Source organism: Paenisporosarcina sp. OV554 (assembly GCF_003058165.1).
Lineage (GTDB): Bacteria > Bacillota > Bacilli > Bacillales_A > Planococcaceae > Paenisporosarcina.
On record NZ_QBUC01000004.1, the window covers coordinates 156,268 to 172,842 of the forward strand.

15 protein-coding genes and 2 riboswitches are annotated in these 16,575 nt (G+C 37.2%); of the genes, 2 read left to right on the forward strand and 13 right to left on the reverse strand.

Features of this window, described 5'->3' with window-relative positions; translation table 11 throughout:
• Window positions 1-569 precede the first annotated feature (569 nt).
• From C8K15_RS05415 to C8K15_RS21320, 8 genes are all read right to left on the reverse strand, one after another.
• A complete protein-coding gene (locus C8K15_RS05415) occupies window positions 570-2,441 on the reverse strand; it encodes a bifunctional homocysteine S-methyltransferase/methylenetetrahydrofolate reductase (RefSeq protein WP_108585411.1) in 1,872 nt (623 codons plus the stop codon).
• Window positions 2,438-3,631: a cystathionine beta-lyase gene (metC, locus tag C8K15_RS05420; protein WP_108585412.1), complete on the reverse strand. Its 1,194-nt coding sequence runs from the start codon at window positions 3,629-3,631 to the stop codon at window positions 2,438-2,440. The genes C8K15_RS05415 and metC overlap by 4 nt, the downstream gene beginning before the upstream one ends.
• On the reverse strand, window positions 3,631-4,743 hold the full coding sequence (locus tag C8K15_RS05425; RefSeq protein ID WP_108585413.1) for a methionine biosynthesis PLP-dependent protein: 1,113 nt from the start codon (window positions 4,741-4,743) through the stop codon (window positions 3,631-3,633). Before C8K15_RS05425 ends, metC begins: the two co-directional genes overlap by 1 nt.
• Window positions 4,744-5,012: 269 nt before the next feature.
• Window positions 5,013-5,168 carry a YezD family protein gene (locus tag C8K15_RS05430; RefSeq protein ID WP_108585414.1) on the reverse strand — a complete coding sequence of 52 codons (156 nt, stop codon included), beginning with the start codon at window positions 5,166-5,168 and terminating at the stop codon, window positions 5,013-5,015.
• A gap of 232 nt (window positions 5,169-5,400) precedes the next feature.
• Window positions 5,401-7,701: a 5-methyltetrahydropteroyltriglutamate--homocysteine S-methyltransferase gene (metE, locus tag C8K15_RS05435; RefSeq protein WP_108585415.1), complete on the reverse strand. Its 2,301-nt coding sequence runs from the start codon at window positions 7,699-7,701 to the stop codon at window positions 5,401-5,403.
• Window positions 7,702-7,848: 147 nt separating this feature from the next.
• Window positions 7,849-7,954, reverse strand: a riboswitch (SAM riboswitch).
• 213 nt (window positions 7,955-8,167) lie between these two features.
• Window positions 8,168-8,274, reverse strand: a riboswitch (SAM riboswitch).
• A gap of 385 nt (window positions 8,275-8,659) precedes the next feature.
• Window positions 8,660-8,842 (reverse strand): recombinase family protein, encoded by a 183-nt coding sequence (locus C8K15_RS05440; protein ID WP_108585416.1) that lies wholly within the window; start codon window positions 8,840-8,842, stop codon window positions 8,660-8,662.
• Window positions 8,843-8,911: 69 nt separating this feature from the next.
• A complete protein-coding gene (locus C8K15_RS20220) occupies window positions 8,912-9,058 on the reverse strand; it encodes a hypothetical protein (protein ID WP_158268261.1) in 147 nt (48 codons plus the stop codon).
• A gap of 69 nt (window positions 9,059-9,127) precedes the next feature.
• Window positions 9,128-9,286 carry a hypothetical protein gene (locus tag C8K15_RS21320; protein WP_158268262.1) on the reverse strand — a complete coding sequence of 53 codons (159 nt, stop codon included), beginning with the start codon at window positions 9,284-9,286 and terminating at the stop codon, window positions 9,128-9,130.
• A gap of 388 nt (window positions 9,287-9,674) precedes the next feature.
• Here C8K15_RS21320 and C8K15_RS05455 point away from each other — a divergent pair, with 388 nt between their 5' ends.
• The gene (locus C8K15_RS05455) at window positions 9,675-10,082 is read left to right on the forward strand and encodes a hypothetical protein (RefSeq protein WP_108585417.1); all 408 of its coding nucleotides are present in this window, start codon (window positions 9,675-9,677) and stop codon (window positions 10,080-10,082) included.
• Between the two features lie 146 nt (window positions 10,083-10,228).
• Window positions 10,229-10,414 carry a hypothetical protein gene (locus tag C8K15_RS05460; RefSeq protein ID WP_108585418.1) on the forward strand — a complete coding sequence of 62 codons (186 nt, stop codon included), beginning with the start codon at window positions 10,229-10,231 and terminating at the stop codon, window positions 10,412-10,414.
• 324 nt (window positions 10,415-10,738) lie between these two features.
• On the opposite strand, the gene C8K15_RS05465 is transcribed toward C8K15_RS05460, so the two are convergent.
• From C8K15_RS05465 to C8K15_RS05485, 5 genes are all read right to left on the reverse strand, one after another.
• Window positions 10,739-10,900, reverse strand: coding sequence for an aspartyl-phosphate phosphatase Spo0E family protein (locus C8K15_RS05465; RefSeq protein ID WP_108585463.1), 162 nt, complete (start codon window positions 10,898-10,900; stop codon window positions 10,739-10,741).
• A 499-nt stretch (window positions 10,901-11,399) separates the two neighbouring features.
• Window positions 11,400-12,482, reverse strand: a complete 1,083-nt coding sequence (locus C8K15_RS05470; protein WP_108585419.1) for a hypothetical protein — start codon at window positions 12,480-12,482, stop codon at window positions 11,400-11,402.
• A 104-nt stretch (window positions 12,483-12,586) separates the two neighbouring features.
• Window positions 12,587-13,285 carry an ankyrin repeat domain-containing protein gene (locus tag C8K15_RS05475; protein WP_108585420.1) on the reverse strand — a complete coding sequence of 233 codons (699 nt, stop codon included), beginning with the start codon at window positions 13,283-13,285 and terminating at the stop codon, window positions 12,587-12,589.
• Between the two features lie 301 nt (window positions 13,286-13,586).
• Window positions 13,587-14,273 (reverse strand): response regulator transcription factor, encoded by a 687-nt coding sequence (locus C8K15_RS05480; protein WP_108585421.1) that lies wholly within the window; start codon window positions 14,271-14,273, stop codon window positions 13,587-13,589.
• Window positions 14,270-15,718, reverse strand: a complete 1,449-nt coding sequence (locus C8K15_RS05485) for a sensor histidine kinase (protein WP_108585422.1) — start codon at window positions 15,716-15,718, stop codon at window positions 14,270-14,272. Before C8K15_RS05485 ends, C8K15_RS05480 begins: the two co-directional genes overlap by 4 nt.
• Between the last annotated feature and the right edge of the window lie 857 nt (window positions 15,719-16,575).

The following is a 16,575-nucleotide window of genomic DNA, read 5'->3' on the forward strand; positions in this document are numbered from 1 at the left end:
CTATTTAGAGTAACCGCATTTTAAAGATAGGGTTGTTATAAAAAAATTAGATGTAAGGACTCAGTTTAGATTATTAAATTTTAGTAAATATCGTAGGAATAGAATTTGGACAAAGATAATAACCGTCTGTACAGGTGTATATTTTTGTGTGTGGTAGGGATGGTCAATGTTGGATGAGGAACAATGAGGTATCTAGCATTAAATAATGGTTTTGATGAGTATATAAATACCTTCACCGTTTTTTATAGCAATTAATTATACGGTTAGTCCAGCGATGGTTATAACAGTTGACATAATACGTAGTAGAAAAAAGGAACTTTAGAGATGATTAGAAATCATCAACTTGAGATTGCATTTTATATACTTGAATCAATTTCAAAAATCTGAGCCCTCACAGCTCTATGGGTGTAAGACAAGGGAAAAGAGGACCGTCCCAAACATGGAACCCATCCTTCTATTGTGGCAAGGTTGGTCAAATCGTACGTTGCTTACGTAATTAATCCAAAGAAGCCACCTGCGAAAAGAGCAGGTGTCCAGCTGCCCTCCTCCATCTAATAAGAGGATGCATTTCAGTTGAATGAATGAATGGTGCTTACGGCAATTCTGTTCCTCTGCAACTCGCTTGCACGCTGACGGGCATATAGAGCTAACTCAACGGTTAGTTCATATCGTAAAAATGGTGTAATTAAATAAATCCCATTGAATAAGTCTAATGCTGTATCAATTAATGACTTCGTAATTTCAAGTCCTTCTTGTACCGCCTGAACCGGGTTATCATTAAATTTTGCCATCCGATCACGAATCGTTTTCGAGATTTTGATTCCAGGTACTTCATTATGAAGAAACTCAGCGTTTTTACTGCTTAGTAAGGGCATTAAACCAATATATATAGGCGCATTAAGATGTTTGGTAGATTCGTAAACTTCCAGTAATTTTTCCTCTGAAAATACAGGCTGTGAGATAAAATAATCTGCGCCAAGCTGAACTTTCTTTTCAAGACGCTGCACCGCTTTATCTAGATAACGGACATTTGGATTAAAAGCAGCCGCAATGCTAAAAGCAGTTTTTTGGCCAAGATCTTTTCCTGAAAAAGATAAACCTTCATTAAGTTGTTTGATCATTTGAATCAGCTCAAAGGATGACACATCATAAACAGAAGATGCTCCTGGGAAATCGCCGACTCTAGCAGGATCGCCCGTTATCGCCAGTACATCATTCATCCCTAAAGTGTGCAGGCCCATCAAATGGGATTGCAGACCGATGAGGTTGCGGTCCCTGCAAGCTATATGGATGAGTGGCCGCATCGCCAGTTGAGTTTTAACCAGGTAACCCAATGACTCATTTGAAATACGAACAGAGGCAAGCGAGTTATCCGCCAGTGTAATCGCATCGATTCCCACTTCTTTTAAAGCTTTTGCTCCCTTGAAAAATTTTGTTGTATCTAATTTCCGAGGAGGATCTAACTCAACAATAATCGATGGTTTCTCCTTTACAATTTTCTCAAGAGGCGGGAATTCCCTTTTTATTGAAATTGCTTCCACAACTCGTTTAGCTGGTTTTATTTTTACAACCTTTTGTGTAATTGGAACCACATTTTTTAATTCGGAAGCAAAGGCTCTAATATGATCAGGTGTAGTACCGCAACATCCTCCAAGGAGACCAACTCCTTCATTGCGAAATGCCAGTGCTGACTTTCGAAAGTACTCCGCATCACCTTCATAATGAAATTTACCATCCGTATATGCGGGCAGGCTGGCATTTGGATAGGCAGAAAGATAAGAATGTGCTGGAATCTCAATCTGTTCAAGTGATAACAACGTATGATGTGGTCCGAGGCGACAATTGAGACCAATGACATCAGCACCAAGGCTTTCGAGCTGTAAAAATGCTTCATTGACAGGTGTTTGATCTTGCAAAATTCCTGGCTCTTGAAGTGCTAGTTGTGCAATGATTGGAAGATTTGTTTCCTTACGAGCGATTGGAAGAACGGCTTCAAGCTCTTGAAGGTCATAGAAAGTTTCGAGGAGAATCCCATCAACCCCTTCTAATAAAAGGCAATATAACTGTTCCCGAAAGCTTCGCTTTAGGTCTTCTAATGAAATAGAATTGGGCTTTACTCCCCGATTACCACCAATCGTCCCAAAAACATAAGCCTCGTTCCTAGCTGCTATTTTGGCATTATGGACAGCGGCACTATTGATTTCTTTTACCGAATCTTCCAGTCCATACCTTTGCAGCTTTATATAATTAGCTGCATACGTGTTCGTCTGAATCACATCTGCACCTGCACCTATATACGCTTTATGGATGTTTTGAATTTGTTCCGGATGGGATAGGTTTAGTTCCTCAAAGCAACAATCTGTCCCGTACGAGTATAGGAGAGTACCCATAGCGCCATCTCCTATTAAAATTTGGTTTTTTAATTTCCCCAAAAAACTCATTGGCGCTCTCCTCCATGATAGATAAATTGTCTATCTTGAACATGCTGAAAGGCTCGTGAAAAATCCTTGATAAGATCATTCGGGTTTTCAAGGCCGACTGATAAGCGCAGAAGGCTATTTTTGATGCCACTTTTTTCTCTTTCCTCTTTTGGCATCGCCGCATGGGACATTTTAGTCGGATACGACAAAATCGACTCTACAGACCCAAGGCTTACTCCAAATACAGGGATTTTCACATTCGAAACAAATGAACGAAGCGCATCCTCATTGGCAAGTTCAAATGATAAAACCGCACCTGGTCCGTCTGCCTGATTTTTTTGAAGCAGATGCTGTGGATGACTTTCAAGAGCTGGGTAATAAACCTTATCGATAAGCGGGTGACCTTGTAAAAATTCGGCAAGTAATATTGCAGATTTTTGTGATTGTTCGAGTCGGACATGAAGCGTTTTAAGACCTCTTAGCACAAGCCATGCATCCTGAACACCCAGAATAGCCCCAAACGAATTTTGTAAAAAGCCCAGCCTTTTCGCTAATTTTTCATCCTTGACAACTGCCAATCCAGCAACTACATCGCTATGTCCTGATAGAAATTTGGTTGCACTATGTAGTACAACATCAGCCCCTAGTTCAAGTGGTTTTTGCAAGGCAGGAGTGAGAAAAGTGTTATCGACGAATGTTAAGGCATTATTTTCTTTTGCTAACTTGCTAACCGCTTTGATGTCTGTCACCTTCAATAAAGGATTTGATGGTGTTTCAACATAAAGCACTTCTGTATTTGGCTTAATAGCTTGTTTTACTTGGATTAGATTCGTCATATCGACAAAGGTATATTCAATTCCGTATCGTGACAGGACTTCGGTGATCAATCGATAGGTTCCTCCATAAACATCCTCTGAAATCACGACATGATCTCCTGAAGAGAGAAGCAGAAATGCCGTTGAAATCGCTGCTATCCCGGAAGAAAAGGCGAATCCATTTGTTCCACCTTCTAGTTCCGCAATAACTTCTTCTAGCGCATTCCTTGTCGGATTAGAGCTGCGACTGTAATCATATTTCCCAAAATGATCGATATCAAATTGATGAAAAGTTGACGCATGTTGGATCGCTACACTCACAGCGCCAGTATTCGAATCAATCTTATGACGATTGTGTAACAGCCTTGTTTCAAAGGAATATTCTCTGTTCTCCATTAAATAATCATCTCCTCTCTTATGTGGACAAAAGCTTGTTCAAGGTCTGAAAGCAAATCTTCTGCATCTTCAATTCCAACTGAAAAACGCAATAATCGATTGCAAACACCTGCTTGAATCCTAGTCTCTTCAGGGATATCAGCATGTGTTTGAGTGGCAGGGTAGGTGATGAAACTTTCTGTTCCTCCAAGGCTTTCGGCAAATGTAATAAGGGATAAACCTTGTAAAAATGGATTAATCCATGACTCTTCTTTTAGGCGAAAAGAGATCATTCCACCTCTTCCTGGATAAAAAACGTCGGTTACAGTTTGAAGATTGGAAAGGTAACGGACGACTTCCTTGGCATTTTTCTCATGCCGATTCATTCGGAGCGATAAAGTTTTCATACCGCGCATCAATAGCCAAGAGTCAAATGGACTAAGCACAGCTCCCGTACTGTTATGGTAATGCGCCAGGTCCTCACATAGTTTTTTTCCTTTAGCAACAATAAGGCCAGCAAGAACATCATTATGACCGCCTAAATATTTGGTTGCGCTGTGGATAACAATGTCAGCACCAAGAGTGATTGGCTGTTGCAAGAGAGGCGTATAGAAAGTGTTATCGACAATCAGCATAATTCCGTGTTTTTTGGCAATTTCAGAAACAGCGGAAATATCTGTTTTCTTCATTAAGGGGTTTGTAGGTGTTTCCAGAAAGATGGCTTTTGTTTGAGGGGTAATCTTTCTTTCGATCTCTTCCGGACAACATGTGTTTACATATTGACACTTCAACCCCCATTTTTTATATCCTTGTTCTAATAAACGATAGGTTCCTCCATATAAATCTTCACTAACTAACCATTCATCACCTGATTGAAAAAGGGACAAAACGGTCATAATTGCCGCCATCCCAGAACTACAGGCGAAGCCTTGATCCCCATATTCCAAATCTGATATTGTATTTTCAAGGAGCTGACGTGTTGGGTTTCCAGTACGACTATAATCAAACTCCGTCGATTGCCCAAGCCCTTCATGACGATAGGCAGTAGAAAAATAAACAGGGGGATTCACAGTCCCTGTAACCGTATCACTGCGATTTCCAATTTGAGCAAGTTGTGTATCGATTTTATACATCCCTATCACTCCTCTAATACAAATGTCGGTGCACATTAAAACGGCTTTCTCCATTGTGGATCTTCAGTTAGTGATAATCTCGCTTCAGATTCGTACAACGAGTAAAATAATCTCTAACTTATTAACATGATCCTTCCATTCCAATCTATTTTCTTTGCCTAGGATATAAAAAAGACCTCTTGTATTCCATAAAATTGTCAATAAACAATCCTACGGAATACAAGAGGCCTCCAGTTATCCGGTCAGCTTCTTTTTCATATTTCCATTTTTCAAACAGAAAACCGTTGCTTTTCTATGCGATTTATTTGAACAATTTTTCCTTCATGAACCGTAATTTGTAGCTCTCCAAAATGCAAACCTTCAAGTGCTTCTGCGATAATTTCAAACTTTTCCTTTTCCTTACCTTCTTTCACCAAATCTCCCATTCAATATCAACTCCCATATGCTTACATTAACTCAATATACACGACCTCTTTTTTAGAAGATTTGAAAAGCTCTGCTTGAATTGGCACCGTTAGAATTCGATTCTGTGGTTGCCGAGTTATCCAAGACTCTTTAAAGGTAAGACTTATATAGAAGGAACAGCCTATGCTTGTGCGAAAGGCTCCCAAGATTTTCTATTTCACTTTCATTTTTCGGATATTCCACTCTGGAAGTTTATGACCCTATATTCACGAGCAGCTTTTCTCTCGTTTGTTTTGCTGCTTCAACCATTATCTTAAGTGTTGCAACCGTTTCATCAAGACCTCGTGTTTTCAAACCGCAATCAGGATTAATCCAGAACTGCTTTGGATCAAGTACTTGTAGGGCACGATCAATGTTTCTACTCAGCTCTTCAAGCTTTGGTACACGTGGACTATGAATGTCGTATACACCAAGACCGATGCCTTTGTCATACGTGTTTTCTTCAAACGATTGGATTAATTCACCATGACTTCTAGATGTTTCAATCGAAATAACATCAGCATCGAGTGCTTTAATCGCATCGATAATATCTTTAAAATCCGAATAACACATATGGGTATGAATTTGTGTATCGTTTTGTACTGACGTTGTTGCAAGTTTAAACGCATAAACTGCAGCGTCAAGATACCCTTCCCATTTTTCACGTTTTAACGGTAGCCCTTCACGAATTGCCGGCTCATCCACTTGAATCATCCGAATTCCATTTTCCTCAAGCGTTTCAACTTCTTTTCGAAGCGCAAGTGCAATTTGATTAGCAACAACATAGCGTGAAATATCATCTCGTACAAACGACCAGTTTAAAATTGTAATTGGACCTGTCAGCATTCCTTTTACAGGTTTGTCAGTTATTGATTGGGCATATAAGGTTTCTTTAACTGTCATTGGTTCTATAAATGACACGTCACCGTAAATAAGTGGTGGTTTCACACATCGCGAGCCATATGACTGGACCCAGCCAAATTTCGTGAATTGGAAGCCATCTAATTTTTCACCAAAATACTCAACCATGTCTGTACGTTCAAATTCTCCATGTACAAACACATCTAGACCAAGTTCTTCTTGAATTTCAATCCATTTTTTAATTTCTGCTTTTATATATGTTTCATATTCTGTATTCGTTAACTCGCCTTTCCGCCATTTTAAACGGTTCTTTCTTACTTCTTGTGTTTGCGGGAAGCTTCCGATTGTTGTTGTTGGAAGCAGTGGTAATTGAAAAGCCTCTTTTTGTAACTCTTGACGGACTTTAAATATTGCTTTTCGTTCTGCTTTATACGTATGCAAGTTTTGAATGGCTTCTTGAACTTGTATGTTATTTCGGAATGATGATTTATTTAACGCTTGAATGGCTTCTGTACTTGCACTGATTTCTTTTTGTATCACTTCTTTTCCAACGTTTAAGCCTTTTGTCAGTACAACAATTTCATGTAATTTTTCATCCGCAAACGATAATGCTCCTTTTAGGACCTCATCAAGCGTTTCTTCACTTTTAACTGTCACAGGTACATGCAATAAGCTTGATGAAGATTGTACAATAAGACGATCTTTTGAAACAACATCCGCAATCTCTGCAAGAATTGCAGAATGATCATCTAGATTCGCACGCCATATATTTCGCCCGTCAATTACTCCAGCAGCAAGAACCTTATCTTTTGGGAAACCATACTTTTTCAAAGCAGCAAGGTTTTGACCGTTATCATAAACAAAATCAAGTCCAATTCCTTGAACAGGAAGTGAGATTACATCTTCGTAATGTTCAATGCTTTCAAAATATGTTTGTAATATCAGCTTTATGTTTGGTGCTGCTTCATGCAATGTTTGATAGATATCCTTAAATAACGCAACATCTTCTTTTGAAATCGTTGTAGATAAAATCGGTTCATCGATTTGTACCCAATCGACTCCTTCTTTTTCTAATTCACGTAAAATGTCAGCGTATAGTGGCACAAATTTTTCAACAACTGCTTTAAACTCACTTTCTTTATAACCTTTTGACAGTTTTACAAATGTGATAGGTCCTAAGATAACAGGCTTTCCGTCGATATTAAGTTTCTGTTTAGCCTCTTTATAAAATTGAAGTGGACGGTTTTCGACAAGAGTAGGTACTGTTTCATTAAGCTCTGGAACAATATAGTGATAGTTTGTGTTAAACCATTTTGTCATTTCAGATGCAACCGCACCTTTATTGCCTCGTGCTATATCAAAATACGTTTCTAGCGATACTTTACCTCCACTGTATTCAAAACGTTTCGGTACTAATCCGAACATAACAGCTGTATCAAGCACATGATCATACAAGCTAAAGTCTCCAACTGGTATCAAGTCAATTCCTAGATCTTTTTGTTTCTTAAGATTGTTTAGACGAATCTCCTCAATTTGTTTTAAGAATGCTTCTTTTTCTAGTTTCCCAGCCCATAACTGTTCCAACGATTTTTTCCATTCGCGTCTTACACCAATTCTTGGATAACCTAAATTCGAACTTTTTACTTTACTCATAATATTTTCTACACTCCTTCTATTTTTGTATTTTCATGCCCATTTCTATTTGAAGCTGTTGCTAATAAACCCATATTTTAAAAAACAAAAAAGCCTCTTCTTGGAAACAAGAAGAGGCTTATCATTAAACATACGTGACAAGATCTCAACTCATCTTCCAAGCACAATCGCTTGAAGGAATTGGCACAGTGCTCATAATGAGTCTGTTGCCGAGGTTTCAAAGGGCCATTCCCTCCACCTCTCTTGATAAGTAGAAATTAACTATTTAGTTTTATTAATGGTTTAAATGGTATCAGTTTTACTCATTTTGAAATCAACGAATTTCACTTAGTTGTTATATTAATACATAAATTCAATAAAGTAAACAATTTTCTAAAATTTGTTTTTTCTCATTTTTATTATTTAAAAAACAAAAAAGTCTCTTCTTGGGAACAAGAAGAGACTCGTCATTAGTAGACAAGATCTCAACTTATCTTCCAAGCATAATCGCTTGAAGGAATTGGCACAGTGCTCAATAATGAGTCTGTTGCCGAGGTTTCAAAGGGCCTTTCCCTCCACCTCTCTTGATAAGTAGAAATTAACTATTTTATTAATGGTTTAGATGGTTTAGGGTTTAGTCGTTTTACAATCGACGAATTTAAGTTAATTGTTATATTAATACATAAAATTAATAAAGTAAACAATTTTCTGGAGATTTGTTTTTCCCCTTTTCTATAATTTGAAAATTTTCATCCCCTAAAGTCTTTAATGCGAGGGCATACAAACCTTATTTATTGACGGTTATGTTATCCAAGCAACCGCAAACAATAAGTGGAAGTGTAGTCCTGCCGAAGTGTTAAAACTCACACAGGGGCTATACGAGAAGAAATTATCTCCTTTTATGTTTACAGTAAGCTTTGGTTTTTTTAAACACCTCTTGTTGGTTTATCTAGCTCATCAGTGTTAACGGTCAATGAGTTCATCCAATGTCGTTTTGAAGTATTTCGCAAGAAGCTATATCGCCTTCTAGTATTTCAGATAGCATTCTCTGCAATTCTGGGCGATCGTAAAACAACTCACAGCCCGCTTCTTTAAGCGCTTTCCGTTGCCGTGCTGTGTTTTGTTTTTCAGATGAAACTCTTATGTATGCTATCTTACTCATACGACATCCTATTTATTCGCCTAAATGTACAGGCATTGGTGAAGAAGGGCATGAAATGCATGTGCCCGGCTAATCGAGGCGACCTTGCGAATCTTTTACACTATTTAACTCAATTTTAAATTGTACTTTAATAAGTACAGGAGGTAAATAATTATCCAGCTCTAATCGATCTGAAATAAACCCATATCTTCTACCATCATCATTTTCTGCCCTCATTTTATCAATAACATCTTTATATGAGTAAAAATTATATTAATATTTACAGAAGATAAGTTAATAGTTTATTTATAGATTTAAGACAAGTAAAAGGAGAGAAACATCAAGTGTTTCCCCCCTCCTTACCGTTCTGTTCTTCTTTTTGCCACTTGTGGCAATCGGCATCATCAGCTCTTTATCAATGCGAATACGGATTGATAAAGAACGATTATATGAACTTTTTTCCATAACCAAAGAATTAAGTCAGGGGTTATCCTCAGGAAGTTACTAGGATAAAAACTTGGTCAAATCATGCAGACTTTGTATTTTCTGTTTCAAATAGTTTACATTAAATTGGTGTAACCTCTAGCAAGTTTTTGTATTGACGCCGAAATGTTTTCACGTCGAGAATTCTTGCGATTAGCGTATTAAATCCTTCGATTCGTAAATAGTCGCCTCCATCACTTTCCCTTTTTTATTTTTAAATAATATACGTTTGTCTCTACCATTATTAGTAAAATTTCGTATCTTACAATATGGGAAAGAACTGTGCATCAGCACGAGTTTTAAGAGATATTAATCTCCCTTCTTTCTCTAATAAAGTTGAAAGGAGGTTTGAATATGTCATGTTTTACTTTTGACGGTATACAAAATGCAGTCGAACTGTCTAACAACAGAGGGTTATGTAACTTCATGTTCCAGGATCCTTTTTGTAGCAAACGATGCACGAGCAGGAGACGCCGGACTTCGCGGAACGAACGGTGTACGAGTAGAAATCGTTGCACTTCGAGGAACCAACGTCGCACAAGCAGAAATCTGTTCACTTCGCGGAACCGACGCCGCACGAACAGAAATCGTTGCACATCACGGAACCGACGATGCACGAGCAGAAAACGTTGCACATCGCGGAACCAAAGACGCACGAGTAGAAATTGCTGCCGCTGCACTTCAAGGAACCGACGATGCACGTGTAGAAATCGCTGCCGCTGCAGATCCCGGAACATACTATGCAACTTCTTTAATTGGTAATGACTTCTTATTTTAAAAAGACTTCGGGGCGATTTTTCGCTATCTGAAGAGTATCTCACTCAATAGTTCTTTAAAGAACTATTGTGTGTGTCAGTATCTAAAGTTAACTAGTTCTTACTAGTTCACTCGATCATATAATGTACTGAGAGGAGGCGTAACAGAATGGATCGATTTATTCTATTAATGTTAGCTAGTATTTTAGCTGGTTTTGCATTATTAAATGTTCCCTTAACAGGTACTTTCTTATCAGGTTTAGAGCCAACAACTACCTTAATCGGTATTTTAGCTATTGTGATTTTCTCTCTTTTCCTAATATTTAAAGGCTTAATGGGACTACTGGGGAAGTAAAAAGAAGTTAAGACTCAGACTTATTCTGAGTCTTTTGATTTTCTTCCTACAAATACATTATTATCTACCATGATCTAGCTACTTCTCTAACTGATTAAAAAGAAGGCTTACTTAAATAATAACCTTGCCCATTACCGCAACTATTTTTTCGTAATAAGTATGCTTGGTTCGAACCTTCAGCCGTGATTATATCAATTACAATAATGTTTACACCTAATTTCCAACAATAAGAAAAATCGCAATCACACTACCTGGTGATTGCGATTTGACTTTACAATAGGTAAACAAAAGAGTTTTCAAAACCAGGATAAAAACTTGGCCAAATCAATAAGATCCTTGGATTTCTTGATATTGATTAAGTAGCACATCGAGTTCTTGACTGCATGCTACTACACTAGAGTGAGTAAAACCATAATGCTTCGCTCTATGATACATAACTTTCTTTTTTAATATTATTTGCCCTAATAAGAACATTTTACTTTGCATATTTTTCTTCATTCCTCTTTCTCAAAATGACTAGTGTTAGACCCAGAGAACATCTTGTAAAAAAATGTCGCATTGTGTAAAAATGAAAAATATTTTTAATAGGTTTTTTTGAAATCACCGACTGATTGTTGACCTCATTGCGGTTCGAAAACAGGGTACTACAATAAAACACAAGTCTCGGGTTCGGTAAGGTACAACATTCATTTTGATGATAGTGAACCGAAAATGGGGTAATGTAAGATTTCTAAAATCACAAAAATGGTAAGTAGCTTACCGCATGGTTTCCTTACTTCCCTTTATGCGTCCAAAGCGACATAAATCATTCATTCTCTTATTCAACTAACCCGCCCCTGTAGTTCAATAAGAAAAAGTCATACCCGTTAATTCAACAAGAGAAACGTTTATCCTTTGCTAATTACTTGAGTATTATTCGCCAATAAAAGATTCTCTAATTCTAGTCTAAAACGATGAATTGTCTCTCTTCCTTTTACTTCCGATTTTACTTAGCTATTAAAGATACATGATCAGCAGTTGCCCAATTGTTCATCGGCACTATTAAATATTTTACACCAGGCTTCAATGTGTTGTTTGTAACATCGAAGATCCCCACTGCGCCTTTACGAGAAGAGAAGCGATATTGTGCTTGTACCATGCTTCCGTCTTCACCTTGTAATTGTACGGTTCGACCAGCAAATAACTCCATGCCTGGGTCTTTATCTAATATAATTTGGAATGTTTTGTTGTCAATGGCTTCTGCCGATTGAAGTGTAAGTGGTGCAATGTATTGTGCCGTAAATTTTCTATTTCCAAGATCAGCCCACTTTGATGTAACTTTATATGTTAGACCTTGTTTTAATGTTTGTCCTATTGGTAACCGGAATTTTGGTGCTTGTCTTCCATCAGCTGCCTGCGTAAATGGAACGTAATTCGCCACGAACTGTTCGCCGTTGCTTCCTGTAATCGTTACAACTCGATCACGTAAAGACGAGATAATATCAAAACGTTTTCCATTTTCATCTCTGTTTCTGTTATTTAATCCAAACGCTAAATCACCACGACCTGCCCGGTAGGCTTCAATAATATTTGCGTAGTCTGTTACACCATCTTCCAAAAATGATTCCAATTCAAATGTGTCATTTGTTACTTGTTTGGTGTTTCGAATTTCAATTTTCTCATCTGTTCCTTCAAAGGATTTTACTCGTTGCCCATTGTAGCTTAATCTGTATTTGGTGTCATCCTCTTGAATTGTAACTGGTACGATGTATGTGCTTTTTGCTCCTGTTTTTAAACGAGGTACATTGACGATGCTCATACCATGATTAAATTTGAATTGTTTCTTAATATTTTTCAAGTTATTTGGATCCACATCTTCTGCCGCTAATGGTTTATTGAAGGTGACCTGTAGCGTCATTGTATTCAATACGTTTATGTTCGTAATCCTTTCTTCTTGTTGTTTCTTCTCTTGTGCTACTACGTGGTTACTTGCTGCTTCTACGTTTAATGTTGGGTTATATGTTGCTATTCCAAAGGATAATACAGATACGGCTAATACAGCTGGTACTATACGTTTTTTAAAATTCATTTATCTCTTTCTCCTTTATTTCCTTTTATTTTTGGTTAGAAAAACTATAGTATAAGCATCATGTAAACTGGCTATAAAAAAGGGGACCTCAGGACCAATGACGGTTATCTTGCTCCTGCTTTTATCAAAATTTCCTCAATTTCTTTGTAGCCTTTTTTTCGTGCATGTTGTAATGGGGTCACATCATTTTTATCTGAAATCTTCACATCCGCCCCATAATCTACCAGCAATTGTACTGTTTGCTGCTGTTTTTCATTTCCATCATTCAAAATAATGGCTTCCAATAAAGCCGTCCAACCTAGGTTATTGATGTGATTAACATCAGTATCAGTATGGATAAGAAGTTCTTTGACCACATTCACATATCCGTGTTCCGAAGCAGGGATCAAAGCTGTTCCTCCATACCGGTTAGTAATTGTGGGGTCCGCACCTGCATCAATCGTAAGTTTAAGGATATCAAAGTATCCTTCCGCACCCGCATATAAGAAGGGATTATTTTGCAAGCCGTCCTGGATATTGACGTCCGCACCCGCTTCAATCAAAATTTTTGCGGTTGCGATATCATTGTTATAAGTTGCAATCATGGTGGCAGTTCGTCCCTTTGAATCCTGTGCATTGATATTGACACCTTCTTTAATTAACCTGCTTATGGTGTCTGTCTCTTTACGATCCGCTGCTTGAATTAGGTGTTCGTTCAATATTTCTGCCTCCTTTTCCTGTTTTTTAGGTACTCTCTTGTCATTTGAGACGCACCCTTGAAGTAAGAGAATGCATACTATGACAACTGCTAGCCACTTCCTCATAAAATACACGTCCCCATTATTATTTGATATTGTCACTGCTCTTGAACCATCTCGATGAAAAGAAAGGGGACATCTCTATTAATTCCTATAGATACGATATTGGATTCTGCAGCTTTTTCTCTTAGGGAAGCCTCCTTTAAAAATTTTAGTTAAACTTTATTATTCCGTCTTAATTTATATTAGTACTTAATCATAAACTCCCTCTAAATAAATTCTTAAAAAAAGATAAACTTATTAATAAAATTTCTTAATATGTATAAAAAATCCCGCTACCTTTGTAACGGGTCATAAAACACACTATTTAAACATTAAAGCGATATCCGGCCCCCCAAACTGTTTCCAAGTATTTCGGATGAGAAGGCTCTCTTTCAATTTTCCCACGTAATTTTCTGATATGGACGGTCACAGTTGAAACATCTGCAAATGACTCCAAACCCCAAATACTTTCATAAAGCTGTTCTTTGCTAAATACTTGGTTCGGGTGCATAACAAGAAACACTAACAAATCCAATTCCTTAGTTGTAAACGGAATTATCTCTCCGTCAATATGAACTTTACGAGATGACCTATCAATAGAAATTCCATGAACGTGAATTATATTTTTTTTGCCTTGACTTCCTGCTAGACGTTCATATCGCGATAGGTGAGCTTTAACTCTAGCGACCAGTTCACTTGGACTAAAAGGCTTGGTAATATAATCGTCTGCCCCTAAACCGAGACCTCGAATTTTATCGATATCTTCCTTTTTGGCAGACACAATCAATATGGGGATGTCTTTGACAGCACGTATTTGTTTACATATCTCAAACCCATTTAACCCTGGAAGCATGATGTCTAGAATAATTAAATCATAATTTACTTGAAAGGCCTGTTGGAGCCCAGCATCACCAGTAAGTTGAATATCGACGCAAAAGTCATTTATTTCTAAATAGTCTCTTTGCAATTCTGCAATGCTTACTTCGTCTTCAATAAGTAATATTTTTTTCACGCTCTATCACCTTTCTTTAAGGAAAAGTAGACACTTGTACCTTTTTCTATCTCGCTAGTAACCCAAATATCCCCATCATGCTCTTGAATAATTTGTTTTGCGATCGCAAGTCCTAACCCACTTCCACCAGTCTGGGAATTTCTGGATTTCTCAGCGCGGTAAAAGCGATTGAAAATGTAAGGCAAAGCAGAAGGTTCAATACCGTACCCATTATCTGTCACTTGTACAGTTACATCATAAATTTCTTCGTAGAGAGAAATGGCAATGTGCTTTTCATCTTTATTCATATACTTCACACAATTGCTGATTAGGTTGGCCAACACGCGTTTTAATTTCTCTCTATCCGCAGTCACATACATCGGTTTATTCTTAAGATGAAGTTCAATCTGGATCCCTTGATGAAGTAAATCTAGATGAAGCTCTTCTACGAAGTCTTTCATATATTGAACCAACTCGACATTTTCAAAAGAGAATGGTACTGTCTGCAAATCTAGCTTGGAAAATAAAAAAAGCTCATCAATTAAAGCATCCAAATCTTTTGCTTTTGTGTAAACAGTTGTTAAATACTTGTCCATTTTCTCCGGAGTATTTGCTACACCGTCTTGTATTCCTTCTACGTACCCAATAATTGAGGTAATGGGTGTCTTTAAATCATGTGAAATATTGGACAGAAGTTCTTTTCGATTTTCCTCGTATTGAAGCTGGAGATTTACGGACTCTTTTAATTTTATTCTCATTTCTTCAAACGTTTGATTCAATTGTCCGATTTCGTCATTCGAAATAGCTTTGATTTCAAAGTTTAAATCTCCTGATTTAATTCGTTTGGCACCTTCTTTAAGAATTGAGATGGGCCTAATTATGCTTCGTGAAACTAAATAGTTCAAAAGACCAATAATCATTATAAACAGAAAAAGCAACAGGCCGAATAAAGTTGGAAACAACTCTCGTGTCAACTCGGCATAGGAACTTACCTTTCTCAATACAAAAATGCTTCCTTCGCTTCTATCTGAAAAATAAAAGTCAAACTTCACATACGTGAAAAAGAAGTCTTCAATTTTTATCGTATCACGCGTATTAATGTTCGTCTCTTCAAAGCCAGGGAGAGACTTAAGCAATGACTGCTTGTCAAGAGTTGGAGAAGCGTACACGACGTTCGTATCTTTTCTAACGACAATTCCGATATCATTCTGTTCAATCTTCTTCAGTTGCTCTTCGTTTAGAAGCTGCTTAGGATTATTTTTAGCCAATAGTTTTAAATCGAGAAACGAACTTTCTTCTACTGTAGTTAATGGTTTTTGGACATAAGACTTTTTGTAAAAATGCTCTATAGATTTTATATCACCTGTAATCGTAAAAATAATTAAAAACCCAGCTACCAACAGTAAAGCGATAGAGATAAGTATCACTCCAACGTAAGACAAAAGAAATCTCGTTTTAATCGACATGATTAATCACTTCCTTATCCACCTCTCACTCTGCAAGAAAATTGTTATTCACAATTGGCTTGTACTTAAAGTGCGGAAATCTCGTCTGCGAACCACTAGCACATTTAGAGTTAATTCACTAATAAACTAAAAGAACCATATCACACAAGTCTTAAAAATTTCTAAAAAATTCATGAAATATCCCTAAACACCTTAAAGAAATTTGTTGAATCTATAATCAAATTGAACGTGAGTTATTTCAGATAGGATAATACCAGTCATACTAAATTGACTGAATTCCGTCTTCTTTAGTATTGTTTTTTCAAGAAGTTGCAAAAAGATATTTTTATGGGAGTTTAAGAAGAATGAATTATGAAAAATGTCTGTTCCCTATAACGAACGTCTTAGGGAACACAAAAAGAACGTCCAGTACGGGCTTTTTCACATTATATTGATCACCGCTTGAAAAGTAATAAGGAAAAACGTTTTACTCCTTCTTGAAGGAAAGCGATAATTGTCTATCTATATTTTTCAAAGGAAAAGTCCCAATCTCATGGCGGTGTGATTGGGACTTTGAATACACTTTCAAGAGTCTTTAATAACGATTATCATTTTTGATTACCAGCTCTTTCATAGAACGCGATTTCTTCTTTTCATTGTTCGTGAAAAGCAACCGAGGGTTATCAAGCTTTGGTTACTTGTTCTAAGGTCAAGTCTAACTTTTCAAAATTCGAGCCTGCCTTTGTTGGTAGGCTTTTATTTTGCATCGAATTAGGTAGAAAGAAAACAAAGATCCTGTTTTTTACGTTTGTTTATCTTTGTATATTTGTTTCGTGGTCACTGCATGGTCTAACACTCAACCAACCTAATCAACTCCA

Bases quoted from the DNA above. Each gene is read 5' to 3' on its own strand.
- C8K15_RS05415 (WP_108585411.1), bottom strand. From the start codon at position 2,441: ATGAGTTTTTTGGGGAAATTAAAAAACCAAATTTTAATAGGAGATGGC.
- metC (WP_108585412.1), bottom strand. From the start codon at position 3,631: ATGGAGAACAGAGAATATTCCTTTGAAACAAGGCTGTTACACAATCGT.
- C8K15_RS05425 (WP_108585413.1), bottom strand. From the start codon at position 4,743: ATGTATAAAATCGATACACAACTTGCTCAAATTGGAAATCGCAGTGAT.
- C8K15_RS05430 (WP_108585414.1), bottom strand. From the start codon at position 5,168: ATGGGAGATTTGGTGAAAGAAGGTAAGGAAAAGGAAAAGTTTGAAATT.
- metE (WP_108585415.1), bottom strand. From the start codon at position 7,701: ATGAGTAAAGTAAAAAGTTCGAATTTAGGTTATCCAAGAATTGGTGTA.
- C8K15_RS05440 (WP_108585416.1), bottom strand. From the start codon at position 8,842: ATGAGTAAGATAGCATACATAAGAGTTTCATCTGAAAAACAAAACACA.
- C8K15_RS20220 (WP_158268261.1), bottom strand. From the start codon at position 9,058: ATGAGGGCAGAAAATGATGATGGTAGAAGATATGGGTTTATTTCAGAT.
- C8K15_RS21320 (WP_158268262.1), bottom strand. From the start codon at position 9,286: ATGGAAAAAAGTTCATATAATCGTTCTTTATCAATCCGTATTCGCATT.
- C8K15_RS05460 (WP_108585418.1), top strand. From the start codon at position 10,229: ATGGATCGATTTATTCTATTAATGTTAGCTAGTATTTTAGCTGGTTTT.
- C8K15_RS05465 (WP_108585463.1), bottom strand. From the start codon at position 10,900: ATGCAAAGTAAAATGTTCTTATTAGGGCAAATAATATTAAAAAAGAAA.
- C8K15_RS05470 (WP_108585419.1), bottom strand. From the start codon at position 12,482: ATGAATTTTAAAAAACGTATAGTACCAGCTGTATTAGCCGTATCTGTA.
- C8K15_RS05475 (WP_108585420.1), bottom strand. From the start codon at position 13,285: ATGAGGAAGTGGCTAGCAGTTGTCATAGTATGCATTCTCTTACTTCAA.
- C8K15_RS05485 (WP_108585422.1), bottom strand. From the start codon at position 15,718: ATGTCGATTAAAACGAGATTTCTTTTGTCTTACGTTGGAGTGATACTT.